Genomic DNA, 21,014 nt, shown 5'->3' on the forward strand with positions numbered 1-21,014 from the left:
GACGGGGGTCCCCATACCGGACGAGCCGCGGCTAGGCGTGGTGGGCCGCGCGCGACGCCGGCAACAGGTCGGCCAGCAACTCGGTCAGCACGGTCACCCCGTCCGGGCTGAGCACCGACTCCGGGTGGAACTGCACCCCGGCGAAGCCCTGCCCGCGCAGGGCGTGCACGGACCCGTCGCGTACGTCCCGGGCCAGCTCCACCGTCCCGTACGCGGTGTCCAGCCGGTCCATCTCGGCGCGGGCGGTGAACGAGGAGTAGAAGCCCACCCGGCGGGACCGACCGAACAACGCGACCTCCCGTTGCAGCCCCTGATAGGGCGCGTCCCGGCGGTGCAGGCGCAACCCCAGCAGTCCGGCCAGCACCTGGTGCCCGAGGCAGACAGCGAGGGTGGGCCGGCCGGTCGCCAGCAACTCGTCCAGCAGTTCCCGCAGCGCCGCCATCTTCGGATCGTCCGGGCGGCTCGGATCACCCGGCCCGGGACCGGCCACCACCAGGTCGTACCCGTCCAGCGGGCCGCCTTCGTGCCACGGACGTAGCGTGACGGCGAGACCCAGCGCGCCCAGTTGGTGTGCCAACATGCCGGTGAAGGTGTCCTCCGCGTCCACGATCAGCGCCCGCAGACCGACCAACCCCGGCAGGCCGGGCGCGTCCGGCGCCCGCTGGTCCAGCCAGAACCGGGCCAGCGGCGTGTTACGCGCGGCGAGCGCGTCGCGTACCTCCGGGTCGTCGGCCAGCCGCACGACCGGTCCGCGCTCGCCGACGGACGCCGCCGGGCCCAGGCCGAGCGCGGCCAGCACCCCGGCCGCCTTGGCGTGGGTCTCGGCCACCTCGCCGGCCGCCGTCGAATGCCGGACCAGGGTGGCCCCCACCGGCACCCGCAGCCGGCCGGCGCCGGAGATCTCGGCGGTACGGATCAGGATCGGCGCGTCGAGCGTCTGCCGGCCCGCGTCGTCGTGACCGAGCAGCGCCAGCACGCCCGCGTAGTAGCCCCGACCCCGGCGCTCGTGCCGCGCGATGACCCGACAGGCGTTCTCCATCGGACTGCCCGTCACGGTGGGCGCGAACATCGTCTCCCGCAGCACCTCCCGCACGTCGCGGGTGCCCCGCCCGGCGAGCAGGTACTCGGTGTGGGCCAGGTGCGACATCTCCTTGAGGTACGGGCCGATGACCTGACCGCCGTGCTCGGCGACGGTCGCCATCATCTTCAGCTCCTCGTCGAGCACCATGTACAGCTCCTCGATCTCCTTCGGGTCGGCGAGGAACCGCAGGAGCGCCGCCCGGTCCGGGGTGCCGCCGGCCGGTCGGAAGGTACCGCTGATCGGGTTCATCATCACGAGCCCGTCGTCGACGCTGACGTGCCGTTCCGGGCTGGCGCCGACCATGGTCCGGGTGCCGGTGTGCACCACGAACGTCCAGTAGGCGCCGCGCTCGGCGACCAGCAGCCGGCGCAGCGCGGCCAGCGCGGCCACCAGCGGCGCACCCTGCACGGTGGCGTGCAGGGTGCGGTGGATGACGAAGTTGGCGCCCTCGCCGCGACCGATCTCGTCGGTGAGCACCTGCTGCACGATCCGCGCGTACTCCTCGTCGCTGACGTCGAACGCGGCGTCCCGGGTGCGGACCGGCTCGTCGGGCAGCGCGGCCAGGGCCTCGGCCAGCGGAATCCGCCCGTGCTCGCGGATCTGGAGGCACTCCAGCGGCGCGTCGTCGTCGACGCAGGCGAAACCGCGCTCGGCGATCTGCCGGTACGGCACCAGGGCCAACGTCTGCGCCCCGGGCGCGCCCGGGGGCAGCGGGATGTCGGCCAGCCGGTCGACGACGGCGACGGGGCCGGTGAAGAGTTCCAGGTCGTCGGCGCCCTCGCGGCGCAGCAGCGCGAAGGGGCCGGGGTCGTCGCCGCGGGAGATGGCGGCGAGCAGGTCGGTCAGGCTGGTCATCGTGGTCTCCGTGGATGCCGGGTGCCGCCAGCGGGGGCGGCCATCCGGGCCGGAGATCCGGCGGCCGCCTCGATGGCGGCCGCGTGGGTGAAGCTACGCGCGGGGGGTGGCCGCCGGGTCGGCGGGCCACCAGGAGGTCGGGTGCGCGAGCATGCGGTTCACCTTACGCGGTCACGGCCCGACCCGGGACCCCTTCGGACGTACGGGTGTGCCGGGGCGGACCACGGTCCGCGCCAGGCCGGCACCGGGTAACTTGACCGGCGATGAACATTCTCGCACTCGACCTGGGCACCTCCTCCGTACGCGGGCTGGTGCTGGACGGGGCAACCCGCCCGCTGCCCGGCGCCCTGGCCCGGCGGAAGGTCCGACTCGCCATCGGGGACGACGGCACCGGCACCCTCTCCGGACCCGACTACCTCGCCTGCCTCATCGAGTGTCTGGACGAGCTGGCCGAGGCGGGGCACCTGCACGACGTCGACATGGTGGCGACGTCCGCGCAGTGGCACTCGGTGCTGCCGCTCGACCGCGACGGCACTCCGCTGGGACCGGTCGTCACCTGGCTGGACACCCGCCCCACGCCGGTCGGCGACACGTCCGGCCCGGCCGACCCGGACGGCTTCCACCAGCGCACGGGCTGCTGGTGGCACCGCTCCTACTGGCCGGTGCGCCTGCCCTGGCTGCGGGAACAGTCCGGCACTCCGATCGCCCGGTTCGTCGGCCTCCCGGAGTACGTACTGGGCGAGCTGCTCCAGACGGCGCCCATGTCGATCTCGCAGGCCTCCGGCACCGGGCTGCTCGACCTCGCCACCCTGCGCTGGGACGAGGAGGCGCTGACGCTGGCCGGCGCGCGACCCCGCGACCTGCCGTCCCTCGGCGAGTTGGACTGGCACGGCCGGCTACGTCCCGACCGGGCCCGCCGCTGGCCGCAGCTGGCCGAGGCCCGCTGGGCGCCGCCGGTGGGCGACGGCGGGGCATCCAACGTCGGCTCGGGCTGCGCCGATCCGAGCCGGGCCGCGGTCACGGTCGGCACCTCCGCCGCCGTACGCCTGATGCAGCGCATTCCGGCCGGCGAGCCGCTGCCGCGGCTGCCCGAACGCCTCTGGCGCTACCGGGTCGACCACGACCACGTGGTGACCGGGGCGGCGTACTCCAGCGGTGGCAACCTGTTCGCCTGGGCCAACCGGGAGCTGCGGCTGCCCGAGGGGGACGAGTTGGACGCGGCTCTGGCGCTGGTACCGGTGGGCGGTGGCCGGCCGGCCGATCCCCGTTTCGGCGGCGACCGGGCACCCGGGTTGGCGCCGGCCGGCACCGGCGAGCTGCGCGGTCTGAGTTTCAGCACCACGGCCGTGGACATCCTGGCCGGGCTGATGCAGGGACTGTGCGGCCTGGTCGCCGAGGACCTCGCGGTGCTGGAGTCCACGATCGACAAACCGGTCGGGGTGGTGCTGGGCGGCGGCGCGGTGGCCGCGTCGGTGTGGTGGCGGCAGGCGTTCGCCGCCGCGCTCGCCCCGCGACCGGTGTCGCACCAACGCAACCCGGAGATCGGTGCGACCGGGGCCGCGTTGGTGGCGCTGGGCCGCTTTGGTGCGGCGGCGGCGCTCGCCGACATCGGCCGGACGGACGAGCTGGTCTCACCGACCACGACAGGACGTTCCCACCCGCAGTATCCTTCCTGAACTTTCGGCCTGCCCGGGCCGTTGACAGTGTCACCGAGCCTGGTTGGATGGACTCCGCTCCCCGGGTCGCGGTGGACGCGGCAGGACGGAGGAGGCAGGGTGGCGGCAGGTCCCGACCCGGTGGCCGGTGCGGTGTCGAACCACCGCCGGCGTCGTTTCGACGTCCGGGTCGTTCCGCATCGACGCCGCTCGCCGTTCCGACTGCGGGACTGGCGGATGAGCACCAAGCTGGCCACCGTGCTGCTGGTGCCGTCGATGGCGTTCCTCGTGCTCGCGGGCGTGCAGACCAGCACACTTGTCGGGCGGACGGCCACGCTCAACGACTTCTCCCAGCAGGTCGGCATCGGCCGGCAGATCACCGCCGTGGTCGACCAGCTCCAGCAGGAGCGGGACCGTTCGGCGGGTGAGCTGGGGGAGCTGCGCCGTGGTGGCGACCGGGAGTCGGCGGCCACCGCTCTGCGGCCGTTGCAGTCGGCCACCGACCGCGCCGTCGAGGACCTGCGCCAGGCGGCCGAGCCGTTGGCCGACGCCGACGCCTCCTGGCGGGTGGCCTTCTCCGAGGTGCTCGAGGCGTACGACCAGGTGATCGACATCCGACCGGCCATCCCGCCGGCGGTGCTCAGCAACGACACCATCCTGAGCAACTACCACCGGGCGGTCGACGCGCTGCTGGACCTGCTCGCCGAGCCGACGCCGGGCCAGGGCCAGCCGGGGTTGAGCGACGCCGTACTGCGCTACGTCCAGATCGCCCGGGTCAAGGAGCTGTCCTCCCGGGTCCGGGGGCAGCTCTACGCCGCCGGTCGGGCCGGCCGGTACGGCACCGAGGACCGGGTGATCCTCTCCGACCTGCGCGCCCAGCAGCTCACCGCGCTCGGCGCGTTCCGGGTGTCCGCCACCAGCGACCAGATCCGGCGGTACGACGAAACCTCGGTGAACCCGATGTTCCAGGTCGCCACCCGCCTGGAGGAGCGCAGCCTCCCGGTGGGCGACGCGGCGCCGGAGGTGCTGCCCTCGGAGCAGTGGTGGTCGGCGAGCCAGCAGCGTCAGGATCTGCTGCGGCAGGTCGAGGCGAGTGTGCTCGACGACGCGGTGCGCCAGGCCGACGATGCCAGCAGTGGCCAACTGCGGACCACCCTGCTGGTGGTCGGTGGCGTCGTGGCGGTGCTGCTGGTCGCCCTGCTGATCTCCCTGCTGGTCGGGCGGTCGGTCGCCCGGTCGATGCGGCTGCTGCGTAGCCAGGCGCTGCGGATCGCGCAGGTGGAGCTGCCCGACGCGCTGGACCGGCTGCGGACCGTCACCGGTGGCGTGCCGAGCATCGACGTGGCGCCGGCGGTGGTCCGGTCGCTCGACGAGATCGGTGAGCTGGCCGAGGCGTTCGTCGCGGTGCACCGCAGCGCCGTGACGGTCGCCGTCGAGCAGGCGCTGATGCGTCGCAACGTCAACGCGATGTTCGTCAACCTGGCGCGCCGCAGCCAGGTGCTCGTGGAGCGTCAACTGGAGCTGCTCGACGACCTGGAGCGTGAGGAGAGCGACCCGGACCAGTTGGAGAACCTGTTCAAGCTCGACCACCTGGCCGCCCGTATGCGCCGTAACGACGAGAGCCTGCTGGTGCTGGCCGGTACGGATTCCACCCGCCGGTGGAACCGCCCGGTGGGTCTGGGCACCGTGCTGCTGGCCGCCGCCGCCGAGATCGAGCAGTACCAGCGGGTACGGCTGGAGTCGATGGGCGCCGTCAACGTGGTCGGGCACGCGGTCGGTGAGCTGGTGCACCTGCTGGCCGAGCTGCTGGAGAACGCCACGGCGTTCTCGCGTCCGGACACGTCCGTCGTGGTGACCGCCCGGGTCGAGGCGTCCTCGGCGCTGATCGAGATCGTCGACGACGGCCTGGGCATGAGCTCGGCCGCGCTGGCCGAGGCCAACGCGATGCTGGCCAGCCCGCCGGCCGCGGACGTCGCGGCGGTCGAGCGGATGGGCCTGTTCGTGGTGAGTCACCTGGCGAGCCGACTGGGCGTGCGGGTACAGCTCGAAGGACGCCACAGTGGCCTCGTCGCGCGGCTCGTGCTGCCGCCGACCCTGCTGGCGCCCGGCGGCACGGTGGAGCTGGATCCGCCGGCGTCCGCCCGGATGCTGGCGTCGAGCGCCGCGCGGGGTGCCGCGTCGCAGCGCACACCGGGCGCGTCTCCGCCCGGCGGCGCCCGCGGGCCGGCCACCGCGCCGCTGGACCTCCCGGTGGCCGGTCGTCCGCCGTCCGCCGCCGTGCCGCGCCAGACCCGTTCCGTGCCGGTACGCGCCGATGACGTCCTGTCCCCGACCGCTGCCTCCTCGAACGACGGCGGCTGGTGGTCCCGGCAGGGTCCGACCGGTCCGGCCGCCCCCGTCCAGCCCGTGCCGCCCGCCACGCCGGTGACGGCCGGCACGAACGAGCGAGGACTTCCGGTACGCGTGCCGATGGCGCAACTCTCCGCGGTCACCCGCCCCGCCCAGCCGGGCTCGGCGTCGCCGCGCGCCGAACTCGACCCGGACGCGGTCGGTGGCATGCTTTCCCGGCTCTACAGCGGGGTACGGCGTGCCGAGGCCGAGGACACCACCGAGATACCGGTGCCACCCTCGTGGGGGCACGACGAAGGAGGACGACGACAGTGACGACGTTGAGCCAGGAGGCACGTGACCTGAGCTGGCTGGTGAGCGCCTTCGCGGATCGTGTGCCGGGCGTGGCGCACGCGGTGGTGGTCTCCTCCGACGGACTGCTGGTGGCGATCTCCGACCATCTGCCCCGCGACCACGCGGACAAGCTCGCCGCGGTGACGTCCGGGCTGATGAGCATCACGGCGGGCGCGGCGCAGATGTTCGACGGCGACATCGTCAAGCAGACGGTGGTCGAGATGGGCCGGGGCTACTTCCTCGTCATGCAGGTGCGCGACGGGTCGATCCTGGCCACGCTCGCGGCCGGAGACGCCGACATCGGCGTGGTGGGCTACGAGATGGCGCGGTTGGCGAAGCAGGCGGGGGAGATGCTCACCCCTGCGCTGCGGGCGGAGTTGCAGCAGGCGCTGCCCCGCTGAGTCTTCCGGCCGTGACCCGGACGGTCACCGGCTCACCCGAGCCGAGCCGTCCGGGCCCGGCCGTCCGGGCGGCCCGTTCAGAAGCCGCCCTCGGCGATGACGGAGCGGTACCAGTGGGCGCTGCGCTTGAGGACGCGCCGCTGGGTCACGTAGTCCACGTAGACCAGGCCCCAGCGCTGCTCGTATCCCTCGTCCCACTCGAAGTTGTCGAGCATCGACCAGACATGGAAGCTCTCCAGCGGCACCCCGTCAGCGATGGCGCGGTGCGCGGCGGCCAGGTGGTCGCGCAGGAAGGTGATCCGGCCGCTGTCGTCGACGGTGTCGTCCGCGGCCAGGGTGTCGGGGGTGGGCAGACCGTTCTCGGTCACGGTGAGCGGGATCGGGCCGTAGTCGCGGGTGACCCGGGTCAGGATGTCGTACATCCCGTCGGGGTAGATCTGCTGCCAGCCGGCCTCGGAGGTGGGCCAGCGGTGTTCGGTGCTGCCGTCGGCGGCGACGTAGATCGGGGTGTAGTACTGCACCGCCAGCAGGTCGATCGGCGACGAGATCACCGCCAGGTCGCCGTCGCGGATGCCGCGGACCATCCGGCTCTGCGGACCCAGGTCGGCCAGGACGTCCTGCGGGTAGCTGCCCTTGAGCAGTGAGTCGAGGTAGAGCCGGTTCTCGTAGCCGTCGTAGAGGTGTGCGGCGGCGGCGGCCTCGGGGGAGTCGTCGGTGGGGTAGCAGGGGTGCAGGTTGAGCGCGGGGCCGATCCGTGCGGTGCTGTCCGAGGCGCGGAGCGCGCGCACCGCGAGGCCGTGGGCGAGCTGCAGGTGGTGGGCGACGAGGTAGGCGGCGTCCGGGTCCTTCCGGCCGGGGGCGTGGTGACCCATGAGGTAACCGTTCTGCACGACGGTCTTGGGCTCGTTGATGGTGAGCCAGACCGGTACCCGGTCGCCGAGGGCCGTGAAGACGGCGTCGGCGTAGTCGGCGAAGCGGTGGGCGGTGTCGCGGGACTCCCAACCGCCGGCGTCCTGCAACGCCTGCGGCAGGTCCCAGTGGAACAGTGTCGCCATCGGGGCGATGCCGCGCTCGTGCAGGCCGTCGAGGAGTCGCCGGTAGAAGTCGAGCCCGCGCTGGTTGGGCTGGCCGCTGCCGTCGGGTTGGATGCGGGGCCAGGAGATCGAGAAGCGGTAGCTGCGCAGACCCAGGTCACGCATCAGGTCGAGGTCTTCGGCGTACCGGTGGTAGTGGTCGGCGGCCACGTCGCCGGTGTCACCGTTGCGGGTACGTCCGGGGAGGCGACTGAAGGTGTCCCAGACCGACTCGCCGCGGCCGTCCTCCTTCGCGGCGCCCTCGATCTGGTAGGCGGAGGTGGCCGCGCCCCAACCGAAGTCGCGGGGGAAGCGCAGCGGGCCGGCGGGCCCGGTAGGTATCGACATGGATTCTCCTCGTGGATACGGGGCCACCGCCGAGATTCGGGAGCGCTCCCAGGATAGGCCAGGAGCGCCCGACCCGGTCAGCCGGCCGTCACGGCGGCCGACGTTGGCGGGTCGAGGCGGATGAGGGCCCCGGACAGCGAACGAGGCCGACCGGGCGGCGCATCGCGCCTGTCCCGTCGGCCTCTTTTCCCATCGTGTACGGGGGTTTAGTGTGGGGACGGGGGAGGGCAACCCCCGTCCCCACCGTAACTGCACACACACGGGCGGAATTGGGTCCTGCCGTGCATGTCGCGCGGGAGCCGGGCCACGCGAGTGGCTCTGGTTCCACCTCCCTCCCTGTGGCGGGATGATGGCTGACGGCGGCGTCCGGGCTGGCCCGCCGTCGGCCTTCGGATGGTTCCCCGGGTCCGCCACGAGGACGGTCCCGGCGATCTTCCAGTTGGAACCTTTGTCGATGGAAGCGCTCCCATCGACCGATGTTGCGACTGTAACGCCCGTCACGCCTTTGTGAAAGACCCAAAACGAGATCGAAACAACTGGCGGATCCTGCCCCCTCCCCGCTTGTTGTGGGAGCGCTTCCATGGCAGACTGTCGATTCCACGCGACAGGAGCCAGATCGCGTGGTCGCGGGACCGCCGAGGGCAGCCGGCAGCACGACTTCCGGTCACGGCACCCGAATAGCGGCCGGCGGGACCCCCTCCCGCACGGACCGCATCGCACCCCCGGCCGGGCCCGGGGCTACCACCTTCCCGGCGCCTCGAATCCCCGCGTACCACCACCTGTGGGCAGGCGCCTCGCCGGGAACAACCCGGCCTGGTCCGAGGAGACACCGCGCACATGAGACATCTGGCACGACGCCGTCGAGTGGCGATCCTCGCCGCCGCCGCGCTCGCCGTCGGCGGGGTGACCCTGCCCGCTGGCGCCGCGCAGGCCGCACCGGCCTGCGACGTGGTCTACGCGACCAACGACTGGAACACCGGCTTCACGGCCAACGTGACCATCAAGAACCTGGGCGACCCGATCAGCAACTGGACGCTCAAGTGGACCTTCCCGAACAGCGGCCAGCGGGTGACCCAGGGCTGGTCGGCCCGGTTCAGCCAGTCCGGCAGCGAGGTCACCGCGACCAACGAGTCGTACAACGGCAACCTCGGCACCGGGGCCTCCACCACCATCGGCTTCAACGGCTCCCACACGGGGAGCAACCCGAAGCCCACCTCGTTCACCCTGAACGGCACCCCCTGCAACGGCACCCCGGCCAACCAGCCGCCGACCGTCTCGCTCAGCCTGCCCTCCGGGCCGTTCACCGCGCCCGCGGACGTGCCGCTGACCGCGACCGCCAGTGACCCGGACGGGACGATCAGCAAGGTCGAGTTCTACCGCAACGGCCTGCTCATCAACACCGACACCACCGCGCCGTACTCCTACACGCAGGAGGACCTGCCGGCTGGCAGCTACACGGTGCAGGCCAAGGCCTACGACAACGCGAACGGCATCGGGGTCGCCGAGAAGTCGTTCACCGTCGGCGCCGCCAGCGGTCCGACCCTGATCGCCACGCCGTCCGCGGTGAGCGTCAACGAGGGTGGCACCTCCACCTTCAACCTCAAGCTCAGTGCCGCGCCGACGACAAGCGTGCCGGTCACCCTCACCCCCAGTGGGGACAGCGACGTCACGGTCTCGCCGAGCACCGTCACGCTGACGCCCACCAACTGGAACACCGGGGTCACCGTCACGGTCGCCGCGGCGGAGGACACCGACACCGTCGGCGGTAGCGCCACCATCACCGCGTCGGCCACCGGGCTCGCCTCGCTGGCGGTCGCCGCCACCGAGATCGACAACGACACCCCCGGCGGCGACAACGCCTACATCAAGAAGTTCCTCGACCAGTACGGCAAGATCAAGAACTCGGGTTACTTCAGCCCCGAGGGCGTGCCGTACCACTCGGTGGAGACGCTGATCGTCGAGGCGCCCGACCACGGTCACGAGACCACCTCGGAAGCGTTCAGCTTCTGGATCTGGCTCGAGGCCCAGTACGGCCGCGTCACCCAGAACTGGGCGCCGTTCAACAGCGCCTGGACGGTGATGGAGAAGTACATCATCCCGTCGCACGCCGACCAGCCAACGGCGGGCTCCGCCGGCACCCCGCAGTACGCCGCGGAGTACAACCTGCCCAGCCAGTACCCCTCGGCCCTGAACCCGAACATCTCGGTCGGGCAGGACCCGCTGCGCTCGGAGCTGCAGTCCACCTACGGCACCGGCGACATCTACGGCATGCACTGGCTGATGGACGTCGACAACACGTACGGCTTCGGTCGCTGCGGCGACGGCACCACCAAGCCGGCCTACATCAACACCTTCCAGCGGGGCACCCAGGAGTCGGTGTGGGAGACCATCCCGCAGCCGTCCTGTGACACCTTCAAGCACGGCGGTCAGTACGGCTACCTCGACCTGTTCGTCAAGGACACCGGCGCTCCCGCCAAGCAGTGGAAGTACACCAACGCGCCGGACGCCGACGCCCGTGCGGTGCAGGCCGCGTACTGGGCGCTGACCTGGGCCAAGGCGCAGGGCAAGCAGGCCGACGTCGCCGCCACCGTGGCCAAGGCCGCCAAGATGGGCGACTACCTGCGGTACGCGATGTTCGACAAGTACTTCAAGAAGATCGGCAACTGCGTCGGGGCCAGCACCTGCCCCGCCGGCAGCGGCAAGGACTCGGCGCACTACCTGCTGTCCTGGTACTACGCCTGGGGTGGCGCGTACGACACCAGCCAGAACTGGTCCTGGCGCATCGGCTCCAGCCACAACCACTTCGGCTACCAGAACCCGTTCGCGGCCTGGGCGCTGACCAACACGCCGGAGCTCAAGCCCCAGTCGTCGACCGCGGTCTCCGACTGGACCAAGAGCTTCGACCGGCAGCTCGAGTTCTACACCTGGCTCCAGTCGTCCGAGGGCGGCATCGCCGGTGGCGCGACGAACAGCTGGGACGGCAGCTACGCCCAGCCGCCGTCGGGCACGAGCACCTTCTACGGCATGTTCTACGACGTCGACCCGGTCTACAACGACCCGCCGTCGAACCAGTGGTTCGGCATGCAGGCGTGGTCGATGCAGCGGATCGCCGAGCTGTACCTGCAGACCGGCAACACGAAGGCCAAGGCGCTGCTGGACAAGTGGGTGCCGTGGGCCATCGCCAACACCACGATCGGCACCAACTGGTCGATCCCGTCGGACATGAAGTGGACCGGCCAGCCGACCACCTGGAACCCGAGCAGCCCGCAGCCCAACACCAACCTGCACGTCGAGGTGATCAGCAAGGGCCAGGACGTCGGCGTCGCCGCCTCCTACGCCCGGATCCTGATCGCGTACGCGGCCAAGTCGGGCAACGCGGCGGCGAAGACCACCGCCAAGGGTCTGCTGGACGCGCTGGACGCGGCCAGTGACTCGAAGGGTGTCTCCACCACCGAGACGCGTGGCGACTACAAGCGCTTCGACGACGTCTACGACGCCTCCAGCGGTCAGGGCCTCTACGTACCGCCGGGCTGGACCGGGAAGATGCCCAACGGCGACGCCATCGCCGCCGGGAAGAGCTTCCTGGACATCCGGTCGTTCTACAAGAACGACCCGGACTGGCCCAAGGTGCAGGCGTACCTGAACGGTGGCCCGGAGCCCACGTTCAACTACCACCGCTTCTGGGCCCAGGCCGATGTGGCCATGGCGTACGCCGACTACGGGAGCCTGTTCCCGAACGGCTGACAGCGACCCGGGATGGGTGGAGTGCCCCGCCCATCCCGGGGTTCGGCCGGGTCCGGGGGAACGACGGGACCCGGCCGGCGGACGGCCTGACACCCACGGTCAGGCCGGGGTGGGCCGGTCATCTGGCCAACGCAGCGGGTCGACCGGCCCACCCCACCGCCCGGACTGAAGACTGCCGCGAAAAAGCCCAGAAATTCCGGCTGTCGCGGGATCACAACAATGAGGATGACGGAGTAACGTACGTCACCGGAGAGGCCGCTCCCCCCGTGGCGGCCTCTCCACTTTTATGCCCGTCGGCGTTCCCGTCCGGCCGTCTCGTCGGGCCCGGCGCCCGGCCCGATCGGGTGGCGCAGCCCCGGGTGACCCGGTGGCAACGACCTAACCGGCGGGAGCCGGTGGGCCACCGATCGACCGGTCCGGCATGGCCGCTACGGTGTGCGGATGCGCGCGACGGCACGGGGTTGGACCGCGGTCTGGTTGGTCGTACTGGCCCTCGTCCAGGCGGCCGCCTTCCTTGCCGTCTGGCGGGTTGCCGTGCACACCGGGACCGGTCAGTGGGTCGACACGGTCGCCCTCACCGGCAACCAGATCGGTCACGACCGCATCGACGGGCCGGTGGACCGGATCCTCAACGCGATGTCGGTGGTGTCGCTGCTCGCCGCCACGGCGACGATCGGCTTCATCGCGCTCATCCGGGGGCGGATCGCCCTGGCGGTCACCGCGACCCTGCTGATCGCCGGAGCCAACCTCTCCACCCAACTGCTCAAGTACGGGTTGAGCCGACCCGACTTCGGCGTCGACCCGGAACGCACCGCCCTGGGCAACAGCCTCCCCAGTGGTCACACCGCTGTCGCCGCGTCGGTGGCGGTGGCGCTGATGTTCGTCCTGCCGCGCAAGGTGCGAGCCGTCGGTGCCTTCGTCGGCGCGTTCTACGCCGCCGTCGCCGGGGTGGCCACCCTCTCCGCCGGTTGGCACCGTCCCAGCGACGCGGTCGCCGCCTACCTGGTGGTGGGTGTCTGGGCGGCGCTGGCCGGGCTGCTCCTGCTGATCACCCAACGGAAACAGGCCCAGATCGAGCCGGGCGACGCGCACCGCCTCGCCGCCGTCGTGCTCGGCGTGGTCGGCGTGCTCGCCCTGGTCGCCTCCGGCGTGGCGCTGTCCTGGCTGGTGGACCTGCGCACGATCGGCCCGCAGGAGTTGGCCCGCCGACCGTTGTTCATCGCGTACGCGGGCAGCGCCGCCGGCATCGCCGGGACGATGTCGGTGGTGATGGCGCTGGCGCTGATCGTCGTGCACCGGCTGGTTCCCCGGGTGAAGGGCTGACCCGGCGGGCGTCCGGTGATCAGGCGCCCTGGCGGGGAGCGGGCACGTGTGGGGCGACGCCCCGCAGGTGGCTGAGCACGACCGGATCGATCCGCCCCGGCACGAGGCGCTCCTCCAGGTTCTCCAGCCCCGCCCAGGAGACCAGCGCCGCCTCCGGCCCGGTGTGGTCCACCGGGTGACCCAGAGCGGTGAGCAGCGCCGCCACCTCGTCGGCGACCGCTCCGCTCAGGTCGAGCAGCGTCGCCGGGTCGGGCCGACTGAACAGCATCGTGTGCACGGCCAGCAGCCGACCGAGTTCGGCGACCGGATCGCAATGGTCGTCCACCCGCAGGTCGACCAGGACGTCGCTGGTGCCGCCGTATCCGCCGCCGCGCTCGACCACCAGCAGGCCGGCGCTCTGCCGACCGCGCCGGTCCCCGCCGGCCTCGTCACCGGCGCGCAGCGCGGCGACCAGTCGCTGGGCGAACGGCAGCGCCGACGAGGCCAGCCACGCCTCGCCCATCGCGTCGACCACCTCCGGGCCGGTCAGGATGTTGCCCTGCGCGGCCCAGCCGTCGCCGGTGCGCCCGCCGGCCCACGGGTGGCAGGCGGGGCCGGTCCAGCTCGCGCCCGGGCCATCGGAGCCCACCACGCCGAGCTGTCGGTGCTGCCGCTGCGGGTCGGCGGCGACCAGGCCGGCCACCACCTCGGCGGCGGCCACCCCGGTACGCAGCAGCGTGAGCCCCTGCGGGCGGTAGGCGAGGTTGACGTGCGCCTGGGTGGCCAGCGCCCCGACCTCGGCCTCCGCGGCCGGCACCAGCGCTCCGGCGGCGAGGAACTTGCTGGCCACGGCGACACCGTGGCGGCGGCCGTCGGCGGAGCGGGCGACGAGGGAGAAGGTCACGGGCCGAGACTAGCCGGCCTCGACGCGTACGCCGATGGCTCAGAAGGGCGTCGCGGCGGCCTCGGGCGGCGCGCCGCGCGCCCGGCGGGCGTCCGCGACCGCGACGCCGCCCAGCACGATCGTCCCGGCGACCGTGGCGACCAGGCCCGGTAGGAACAGCAGCGGTACGGCCGCCGCCGCGAGCACTCCGATGGCGATCCACCGCGACGGCGAGACCCGGCCGAAGACCTCGTACTCGAAGCGGGCCCGGCCGGCCAGGAACAGCGCGGGCCCGCCGAGCACCATGACCACCCACGGCGCCGGGGCGTGACCGAGCGGATGCTCGATGACCAACTCGTAGCCGACCGCCGTCGCGGCCAGACCGATCACCATGATCAGGTGGGTGTCGGCCGCCGAGCGCCCGATGTTGGCCGGGTGGCGGGCCATCTTCACCGCCTCGGCCAGGATCTGCCCGGCGCGTTGCACGTAGATCCGCCACAGCATGATCGACGTGGCCACCGCGAACGCGAACGCCCACATGTGTCCGGAGCCGTACGGGCCCTTGCTGTACGCGAAACCGGCCACCAGGATCGTCTCGCCGAGCGCCACGAGGAAGAACTGCTGGTACCGCTCCGCCAGGTGCTCGCCGGCGATCTCCCACTTGGAGACCGTGGAACGGCCCAGACCCGGCACCGGCCAGCCGAACCGTGCGGCCAGATACTCGACGAGCAGCGCCACGGCCCACAGCACCACCTGCTCGTTGGTGGGCAGCAGCGCCCCGCCGATCCACAGCACCCCCGTGACGGCGAACACCACCGCCATCCGCACCTTGAGCCGGCGGTACGGATGCGGCCCCAGCGCGATCGACAGGATCACCGGCCGAGTCACCTGCGCGATCACGTACGCCGTGGCGAACATGAGCGACGTCTCGCTGAACGCCCGGGGGATCGCCACCCCCATCACCATGCTGCTCACGAGCGCGGTCAACACGACGATCTGTAGCGGCGCACGGTACGGGTCGTAGCGACTGGTCGTCCACGCGGTGCCCTGCCAGACCGACCAGAGCGCCAGCAGCAACAGCAGCGTCTTGCCGCTGCCGGTGATCGCCGCAGCGGCGTGGTCGCGGGCCGGCTCCCTGCTCAGATCCTCGAACGCCCGGGCGGAGATGCGGGTGAGCGCGAAGACGTACACCAGGTCGAAGAAGAGTTCCAGGAACGTCGCCCGACCGGGCGCGGCCGCCGCCGGGACCGGCTCCAGGTGTCCTGCCGCCCTGGAACCCATGGTCAGCGGCCTGCGCCGGTGCTCCGGTCCACCTCGCAGTGGTAACACCTCCGCCGACGGCCGCGCGGCCAACCGGCGATTACGCCCACTAAGGGGATCTTGCTCATGGGTACCGTCAACGGGCACGATCGATCAGTGACGAATCGATGGGGCATGACGGTGCCGATGGGTGGAGTCCCACTGGCCGACCACCAGGCGATCTACGCGACGCTCGCTGGCGCAGGGTTCACCGACGTGTGGTCGTCCGAGGTCGCCGGGACCGACGCGTTCACCCCGCTGGCCCTAGCCGCGGCGTGGCAGCCGCAGCTACGGCTGGGCACCGCGATCACTCCGGTCTTCACCCGCGGCCCGGGTCTGCTCGCGATGAGCGCGGCAGCGCTGGCCGAGGCGGCCCCGGGCCGGTTCGCGCTCGGCATCGGCGCGTCCTCGCCGGTGCTCGTGCGGGACTGGAACGCTCTGCGGTTCGACGAGCCGTTCCGGCGTACCCGCGACGTGCTGCGTTTCCTGCGGGCCGCGCTGCGCGGCGAGACGGTGGACGAGGTCTACGACACCTTCACGGTGCGTCGGTTCACCCTCGAACGCCCACCGACTGTTCCGCCGCCGATCCTGCTCGCCGCGCTGCGCCCCGGGATGCTCCGACTGGCCGGCGCCGAGGCCGACGGCGTCATCCTCAACTGGCTCAGCGCCGACGACGTGCCGCAGACCCTCGCCGAGCTGGGTGAGCGACGCCCCGGCTTCGAGGTCGCCGCACGGATCTTCGTCTGCCCCACCGAGGACGCCGCGTACGCCCGTACGCTCGGCCGCCGGCTGATCACCAGCTACCTGACCGTCCCGGCGTACGCCGAGTTCCATCGCTGGCTCGGCCGGGGCGAGGCGCTCGCCCCGATGTGGGAGGCGTGGGCGGCCGGCGACCGGCGCGGCGCGGGCGCGGCGGTGCCGGACGAGGTGGTCGACGCGCTGGTGCTGCACGGCTCACCCGAGGGGTGCCGTGCCCAGGTGCGCCGCTACGCCGAGGCGGGCGTGGACGTGCCGATCCTCGCGCTGCTGCCCACCCCGGAGGTGACCGCCGGCGGCGTGGCCGCGCTGACGACTCTCATCGCCCAGTTGGGCACCGAGCCGGTGGGAGTGTCCGCGTGAATCTGACCGACCGGATCGTGGTGGTCACCGGGGGCGCCGGTGGTATCGGGGCGGCCCTGTCGCGCCGCTTCTCCGCCGAGGGCGCGGCCGCCGTGGTCGTCGCCGACCTGGACGCCGACGCCGCGCACGCCGTGGCCGAGGGCATCGGCCCGGTGGCGCACGCCGCCGCGCTCGACGTCACCGACGAGGCCCAGGTCCGGTCGCTCGTCGACGACACCGAACGCCGCTTCGGCCGTATCGACCTGTTCTGCGCCAACGCCGGGGTCACCACCGGCGGGGGAGTGGAGGTCGACGACGCGGCCTGGGACCGGGCGTGGCGGGTCAACGTGCTCGCCCACGTCTACTCGGCCCGTGCGGTGCTGCCCGGCATGCTCGTCCGCGGCGGCGGCCACCTGCTGCACACCTGCTCCGCGGCTGGGGTGCTGACCGCGGTGGGCGACGCCGCGTACACCGCCACCAAGCACGCCTCGGTGGGTTTCGCCGAGTGGCTGGCCGTCACCTACCGGGACCGGGGCATCCGGGTCAGCGCCCTCTGCCCGCAGGGGGTGGACACCCCGATGCTCGCCGACGGTATCGCCGAGGGGCACCTGGGCGCTCGGGTGATCACCGCGTCCGGTGCCGTGCTCACCCCGGACCAGGTGGCCGACGCGACCATCGCCGGGCTGGCCGAGGAGCGGTTCCTGATCCTGCCGCACCCCGAGGTCGCCGACTACGCCCGCCGCCGCGCCGAGGACCCGGACGGCTGGCAGGCTGGCATGCGCAAACTGGTCCGCCGCCTGACGAGCTGAGCGAGCACCGACGATGTCGTCCTAGACAGTCGATCGGCCGCGACGGCGAAGGCCGGGGGCGATCCCCCTGCTGCGGGAGCGCGTTCCCTTGCGTCGGGGAGGAGAAGCAGGCACGGCCGCGCAGACCATGAATCCGTGACAGGTTCTGGTCGTGTTACCTCGTCCGCCGCGAGTCGGTGGGCCGTCGCCTGCGTCGTCTTCGTCCTCACCAGGCGGCGTTGCGGCTGTCCTGGATCGCGGGCGGCCGGTGGGCGTACACCGCCTGCGACCGCACCCAACTCGTCGATCCGTCCGGCGGATGCGGCGCGGACCAGGTGCGGACACTGCCGTTCTGGGCGGGTTGGGGAGCCGTCGCCGCCGGAGTCGTGCTCGCGGTGATCGTGCTGGCCGCGATCCGGGCCCCTGGCCGCGCCGCGTCCACCGTCACCTGGGTCGCGGCGGCGCTGCTCGCCATCCTCGCGTTTGCGTTGCATCTGCTCTTCGAGGTGCCTCGCCGGCCTGCTCGTCCTCGGGCTGGCACAGCGGCGGGGCCAGCAGTTCCCGCGCTGGGTGCCAGGGCTGCGTGGCCGAGCGGTTCCCCGGCTGCTCGCGGTGGTCCCGGCCGGGATCGCGGCGCTCACGCTCGTCACGTACTGCGTGCTGAGCGTCGCCGTGTTCCTCGGCCAACTTCGCAGCGGTGAGGTGCGGTGGCCGGACGTACGCGAGGGGTGGGCCACGACCGCCACCCTGCTGGTGTTCCTCGGCGGGGGGTGGCGCTGGCCGTCACCACCATCGGCTACGCGCTCGCCACCCGGCCGGGCACGGCGAAGACCCCACCGCCGGCGCCGCAGGGGCCCCGGCCGTTCACGATCGGAGCACGCCCATGAACCGCACCTCGCCCGCCGACCCGCCACGGTGGGCGGTCTGGGCCGCCTACGCCGTACCCCTCTGTGTCCTGCCGTCCGCGGTCTGGCGGCTGTCCCTGCTGGTCACCGATGACGCGGCCACCGGGTGGTACATGATCCTCCTGTCCGTCCTCTCGATGGGGCTGGCGCTGTCGACGCTCGGCCTGGTGCACGACTGGGGACGACGGCTGCCGCACTGGGTGCCGCGACTCGGAGGCCGCCCGATCCCCGCGCGCCCGGTCGTGCTCGTCGCGCTGATCGGCGGTTCGGCGCTCGTCGCCATCTGCGTGTACCTCCTGCTCAACAGCAGATTCCACGTCGTGCAGCGCGGCTGGGTGGGGATCGGCCGCGACGAACCGGCCCATCCCACGCCAACCTGGGAGGTGCTGCGGTACTACGCGCCGATGGCCGCCTGGGGCCCGCTCGTCATCGCCGTGGCCGTCGACCACGCCCGCCGCGTCGCCGCCCTCCGGCGGCGCTCCGGGTGACGCGGAGCCGCACCACCGCCGGCGCCACCCCCGCGAGGGGGATGGACGAACGCCTGCTCACCTCTGCGAACGGCGGGCGCGACGCAGGGGAGCGGGGTGCACGGACCAGAGCAGGCGACGCCACCAGGGGCGGGCCGACCGCAACGTCGTCACGTAGACGGTGGCGACCTCGGCGGCACGGGCCGCCTGGTCGTCCGTCGCGGTGCCGGGGGCGAAACCCACCTGGTTGAGCAGCGTCGCCAGCTCGTCGACAGCCGGATCGGTCGCCGCCTCCGTGTCGGGCCGCGAACCGTCCGTGCGCCGGTTCCGGGCGTCCACGAGGGCCTGTCGGGCCCGCCCGGCCACCTCGGTCGCCGCCAGGTCGTCGCCGGCCGGGCGGCCTGCCAACCGCAACGCGTCGGTCACCTCCCGCCAGGCGCCCGCTATGCGCTGGCCGGGGTCACCCCGCACCAGCCGGTCGCGGGTCAGCGAGCGGCGCATCGCCAGCAGGGTGAGCAGCAGCGCCCCCACGACCAGCAGCAGAGACCCGCTGCCGCCCGCCACCAGCACCGGCGTGGACACGCCACCGGGCGCGGGCGGCCCGTCGGGAGCGGCCACCGGCTCCGGCGACGCGGTCGGCTCCAGGGTGGGCGCCGGCACCTCCGACGGCGGCGGGTCGTCAGGTGTCGGGCGGAAGTCCTCCTCCACCGGCCGTGGCTCGTTCTCCGGGCGGGGCAACGGCTCGAACGCCACCCAACCCAGCCCGTCGAACAGCACCTCCGGCCAGGCGTACGCGTCACCGGCTCGCACCGGCCCCTGACCACCGGACTCAAAGCCGACCACCACCCGCGTCGGCAGCCCGGAGAGTCGGCCGAGCACCGCGAACGCCGCCGCGAACTGCTCCGACGTACCCCGCTGCCCGCCACCGTTGCGCGGGCCGAAGAGGAAGAAAGCCAGATTCGGGTACGCGTGCCCGCTCGGCGCGTCGGCCACCACCCGGTAGTGCTCGGACAGGAACTGCTCGATCGCCGCCGCCCGCGCGTACGGGGCGCCGTTCTCCTCGGCGAGCTGGGTCGCCAGCCGGCGCATCGGGTCCGGCACCCCGTCGGCGACCCGCAGCACCCGGGCCACCTCCTCGCCGGCGGGCACGTTCGCGGTGGCCAGCAGGTTGTTGGAGGGGCGCTCACGGACCGACGTCACCTCGTACCGCAGCCCCGGCGTCAGCCCCTCCGGCCGGATCAGCGTCCCCGTCGCCGGGTCGTACGCCACCCGCGCGCCGCTGACCTCACGGGGCGTCGCCACGGCCGGCAGCAGCCGCCCGGTCAGCTCCGCCACGGTGATCTGCTGCCGGACGGTGTCCACCGTGCTGTCCCGGGCCGGCTCGCTGGCCGGCAGGATCCGCCCCGCGTTGCGGTACGTCGCGCCGACCCGCCAGGTGATCCCGTCGTAGTCACTGAGCACCGCCAGCCGGATCCGCGGACCGTGGGCCGCGTCCGTGCCCTCGGCCGGTGGGGCGGCGTCCTCCGTGTCCACGTCGAGGAGCTTCTGCTCCGGGTGCAGCGTCCACCCGGAGATCCGGATCAACGGGTTCTCGTCGAGAGTCTGCACCTGCGGCGGCTCCACGTACCGGCGCGGGTCGACCGGCCGTCCGTCGACCTGGTCGGCGACCACCGGACCGAGCAGCGCGACCAGACCGATCACCAGGGCGACGCCGAGCGCCGCCGACACCGCCAGCCGGAGGCGCACCGCCGCGCGTACCCCGGGGGCCAGGCCGGCCGCCGGATCGCCGCCGGTCGGTGACCCGCCGGTCGAAGCGGCCAGCCCGACCGCCGCTACCGCGACGAACGCCACCGTCGCCCCGATCGCCGGTTCGGCGTTCGGGCCGACCACGTAGAGGGCCGCCGCGTACAGCCCCGCCGCCGGCAGGTAGCCGAGCAGCACCCGGCCGGTGCGCAACGCGACCTCCGCCCCGGCCAGACCGGCAAGCCAGGCCGCCACCACCGGCACCAGCACCGTGTCCGGCGTGGGCTCCACCGGGATCATCGCGGTGAGCAGGCGGGGAATGCCGTTGCGCGCCGCGTCCGCGCTCACCTCCAGCAGGCTGCCCGGCAGGTCGGCGCGGGCGGCGGCCAGGCGCAGAGACCACAGTGCCCAACCGGCCAGCGCCGCCATCGACACCGGCGCCACCAGCCACGACGGCAGCCGCCGGGCAGCCACGCTGACCAGCACCGAGCCCACCGCCGCGCCGATCACCAGCCGGGTCAGCAGGTCGCCCGCGTACACCCGGCCGAGCACCACCCCGGCGAGCGCGGTGAGCACGACGAGCGTCAGCGGCACGACGGCCGCCCGCAACGCGCGTACCACCCGCCCGGCGGCGCTCGGGCCGCCCGCCGCCGGCCGTCGCGGGGCCGCCGTCTCCTGCTGCGGCGCGAG

At 72.9% G+C, this 21,014-nt stretch carries 14 protein-coding genes; 8 read left to right on the top strand and 6 right to left on the bottom strand.

Annotation, left to right across the window (positions count from 1 at the left end; genetic code table 11):
• Positions 1-31: 31 nt before the first annotated feature.
• Positions 32-1,936: an anthranilate synthase family protein gene (locus ABZV06_RS25025; RefSeq protein ID WP_355624565.1), complete on the bottom strand. Its 1,905-nt coding sequence runs from the start codon at positions 1,934-1,936 to the stop codon at positions 32-34.
• A gap of 263 nt (positions 1,937-2,199) precedes the next feature.
• On the opposite strand from ABZV06_RS25025, the gene ABZV06_RS25030 reads away from it, so the two are divergent.
• The 3 genes from ABZV06_RS25030 (at position 2,200) to ABZV06_RS25040 (ending at position 6,674) form a co-directional block, all read left to right on the top strand.
• The gene (locus ABZV06_RS25030) at positions 2,200-3,612 is read left to right on the top strand and encodes an FGGY family carbohydrate kinase (RefSeq protein WP_355246857.1); all 1,413 of its coding nucleotides are present in this window, start codon (positions 2,200-2,202) and stop codon (positions 3,610-3,612) included.
• Positions 3,613-3,711: 99 nt separating this feature from the next.
• A complete protein-coding gene (locus tag ABZV06_RS25035; protein WP_355624567.1) occupies positions 3,712-6,255 on the top strand; it encodes a nitrate- and nitrite sensing domain-containing protein in 2,544 nt (847 codons plus the stop codon).
• A gap of 5 nt (positions 6,256-6,260) precedes the next feature.
• Positions 6,261-6,674 carry a roadblock/LC7 domain-containing protein gene (locus ABZV06_RS25040; RefSeq protein ID WP_323178473.1) on the top strand — a complete coding sequence of 138 codons (414 nt, stop codon included), beginning with the start codon at positions 6,261-6,263 and terminating at the stop codon, positions 6,672-6,674.
• Positions 6,675-6,751: 77 nt separating this feature from the next.
• Here ABZV06_RS25040 and ABZV06_RS25045 read toward each other — a convergent pair whose 3' ends face one another.
• Positions 6,752-8,095, bottom strand: a complete 1,344-nt coding sequence (locus tag ABZV06_RS25045) for a GH1 family beta-glucosidase (protein ID WP_355624569.1) — start codon at positions 8,093-8,095, stop codon at positions 6,752-6,754.
• Between the two features lie 846 nt (positions 8,096-8,941).
• On the opposite strand from ABZV06_RS25045, the gene ABZV06_RS25050 reads away from it, so the two are divergent.
• Together ABZV06_RS25050 and ABZV06_RS25055 are read left to right on the top strand one after the other, a co-directional pair.
• Complete coding sequence (locus ABZV06_RS25050; protein ID WP_355624593.1) at positions 8,942-11,839, top strand: glycoside hydrolase family 48 protein; 2,898 nt, start codon at positions 8,942-8,944, stop codon at positions 11,837-11,839.
• 435 nt (positions 11,840-12,274) lie between these two features.
• Positions 12,275-13,162: a phosphatase PAP2 family protein gene (locus tag ABZV06_RS25055; protein WP_355624571.1), complete on the top strand. Its 888-nt coding sequence runs from the start codon at positions 12,275-12,277 to the stop codon at positions 13,160-13,162.
• Positions 13,163-13,181: 19 nt separating this feature from the next.
• Here the strand turns inward: ABZV06_RS25055 and ABZV06_RS25060 are convergent, their stop codons facing one another.
• Together ABZV06_RS25060 and ABZV06_RS25065 are read right to left on the bottom strand one after the other, a co-directional pair.
• A complete protein-coding gene (locus tag ABZV06_RS25060) occupies positions 13,182-14,045 on the bottom strand; it encodes a DUF1028 domain-containing protein (protein ID WP_355624573.1) in 864 nt (287 codons plus the stop codon).
• A 39-nt stretch (positions 14,046-14,084) separates the two neighbouring features.
• The gene (locus tag ABZV06_RS25065) at positions 14,085-15,305 is read right to left on the bottom strand and encodes a low temperature requirement protein A (RefSeq protein WP_355246871.1); all 1,221 of its coding nucleotides are present in this window, start codon (positions 15,303-15,305) and stop codon (positions 14,085-14,087) included.
• A gap of 153 nt (positions 15,306-15,458) precedes the next feature.
• Between ABZV06_RS25065 and ABZV06_RS25070 the strand changes: the two genes are divergently transcribed.
• Entirely contained in the window at positions 15,459-16,442 is a 984-nt protein-coding gene (locus ABZV06_RS25070) for an LLM class F420-dependent oxidoreductase (protein ID WP_355624595.1), read from the top strand.
• Positions 16,439-17,230: an SDR family oxidoreductase gene (locus ABZV06_RS25075; RefSeq protein WP_355624575.1), complete on the top strand. Its 792-nt coding sequence runs from the start codon at positions 16,439-16,441 to the stop codon at positions 17,228-17,230. The genes ABZV06_RS25070 and ABZV06_RS25075 overlap by 4 nt, the downstream gene beginning before the upstream one ends.
• Before the next feature lie 205 nt (positions 17,231-17,435).
• On the opposite strand, the gene ABZV06_RS25080 is transcribed toward ABZV06_RS25075, so the two are convergent.
• A complete protein-coding gene (locus tag ABZV06_RS25080; RefSeq protein ID WP_355624577.1) occupies positions 17,436-17,684 on the bottom strand; it encodes a hypothetical protein in 249 nt (82 codons plus the stop codon).
• Between the two features lie 408 nt (positions 17,685-18,092).
• Here ABZV06_RS25080 and ABZV06_RS25085 point away from each other — a divergent pair, with 408 nt between their 5' ends.
• The gene (locus ABZV06_RS25085; RefSeq protein ID WP_355624579.1) at positions 18,093-18,602 is read left to right on the top strand and encodes a hypothetical protein; all 510 of its coding nucleotides are present in this window, start codon (positions 18,093-18,095) and stop codon (positions 18,600-18,602) included.
• Positions 18,603-18,659: 57 nt separating this feature from the next.
• Here ABZV06_RS25085 and ABZV06_RS25090 read toward each other — a convergent pair whose 3' ends face one another.
• The gene (locus tag ABZV06_RS25090; RefSeq protein WP_355624597.1) at positions 18,660-20,945 is read right to left on the bottom strand and encodes a transglutaminaseTgpA domain-containing protein; all 2,286 of its coding nucleotides are present in this window, start codon (positions 20,943-20,945) and stop codon (positions 18,660-18,662) included.
• Positions 20,946-21,014 lie beyond the last annotated feature (69 nt).

Origin of the sequence: Micromonospora sp. NPDC005172 (assembly GCF_040608555.1) — a bacterium.
Classification (GTDB): Bacteria; Actinomycetota; Actinomycetes; order Mycobacteriales; family Micromonosporaceae; genus Micromonospora.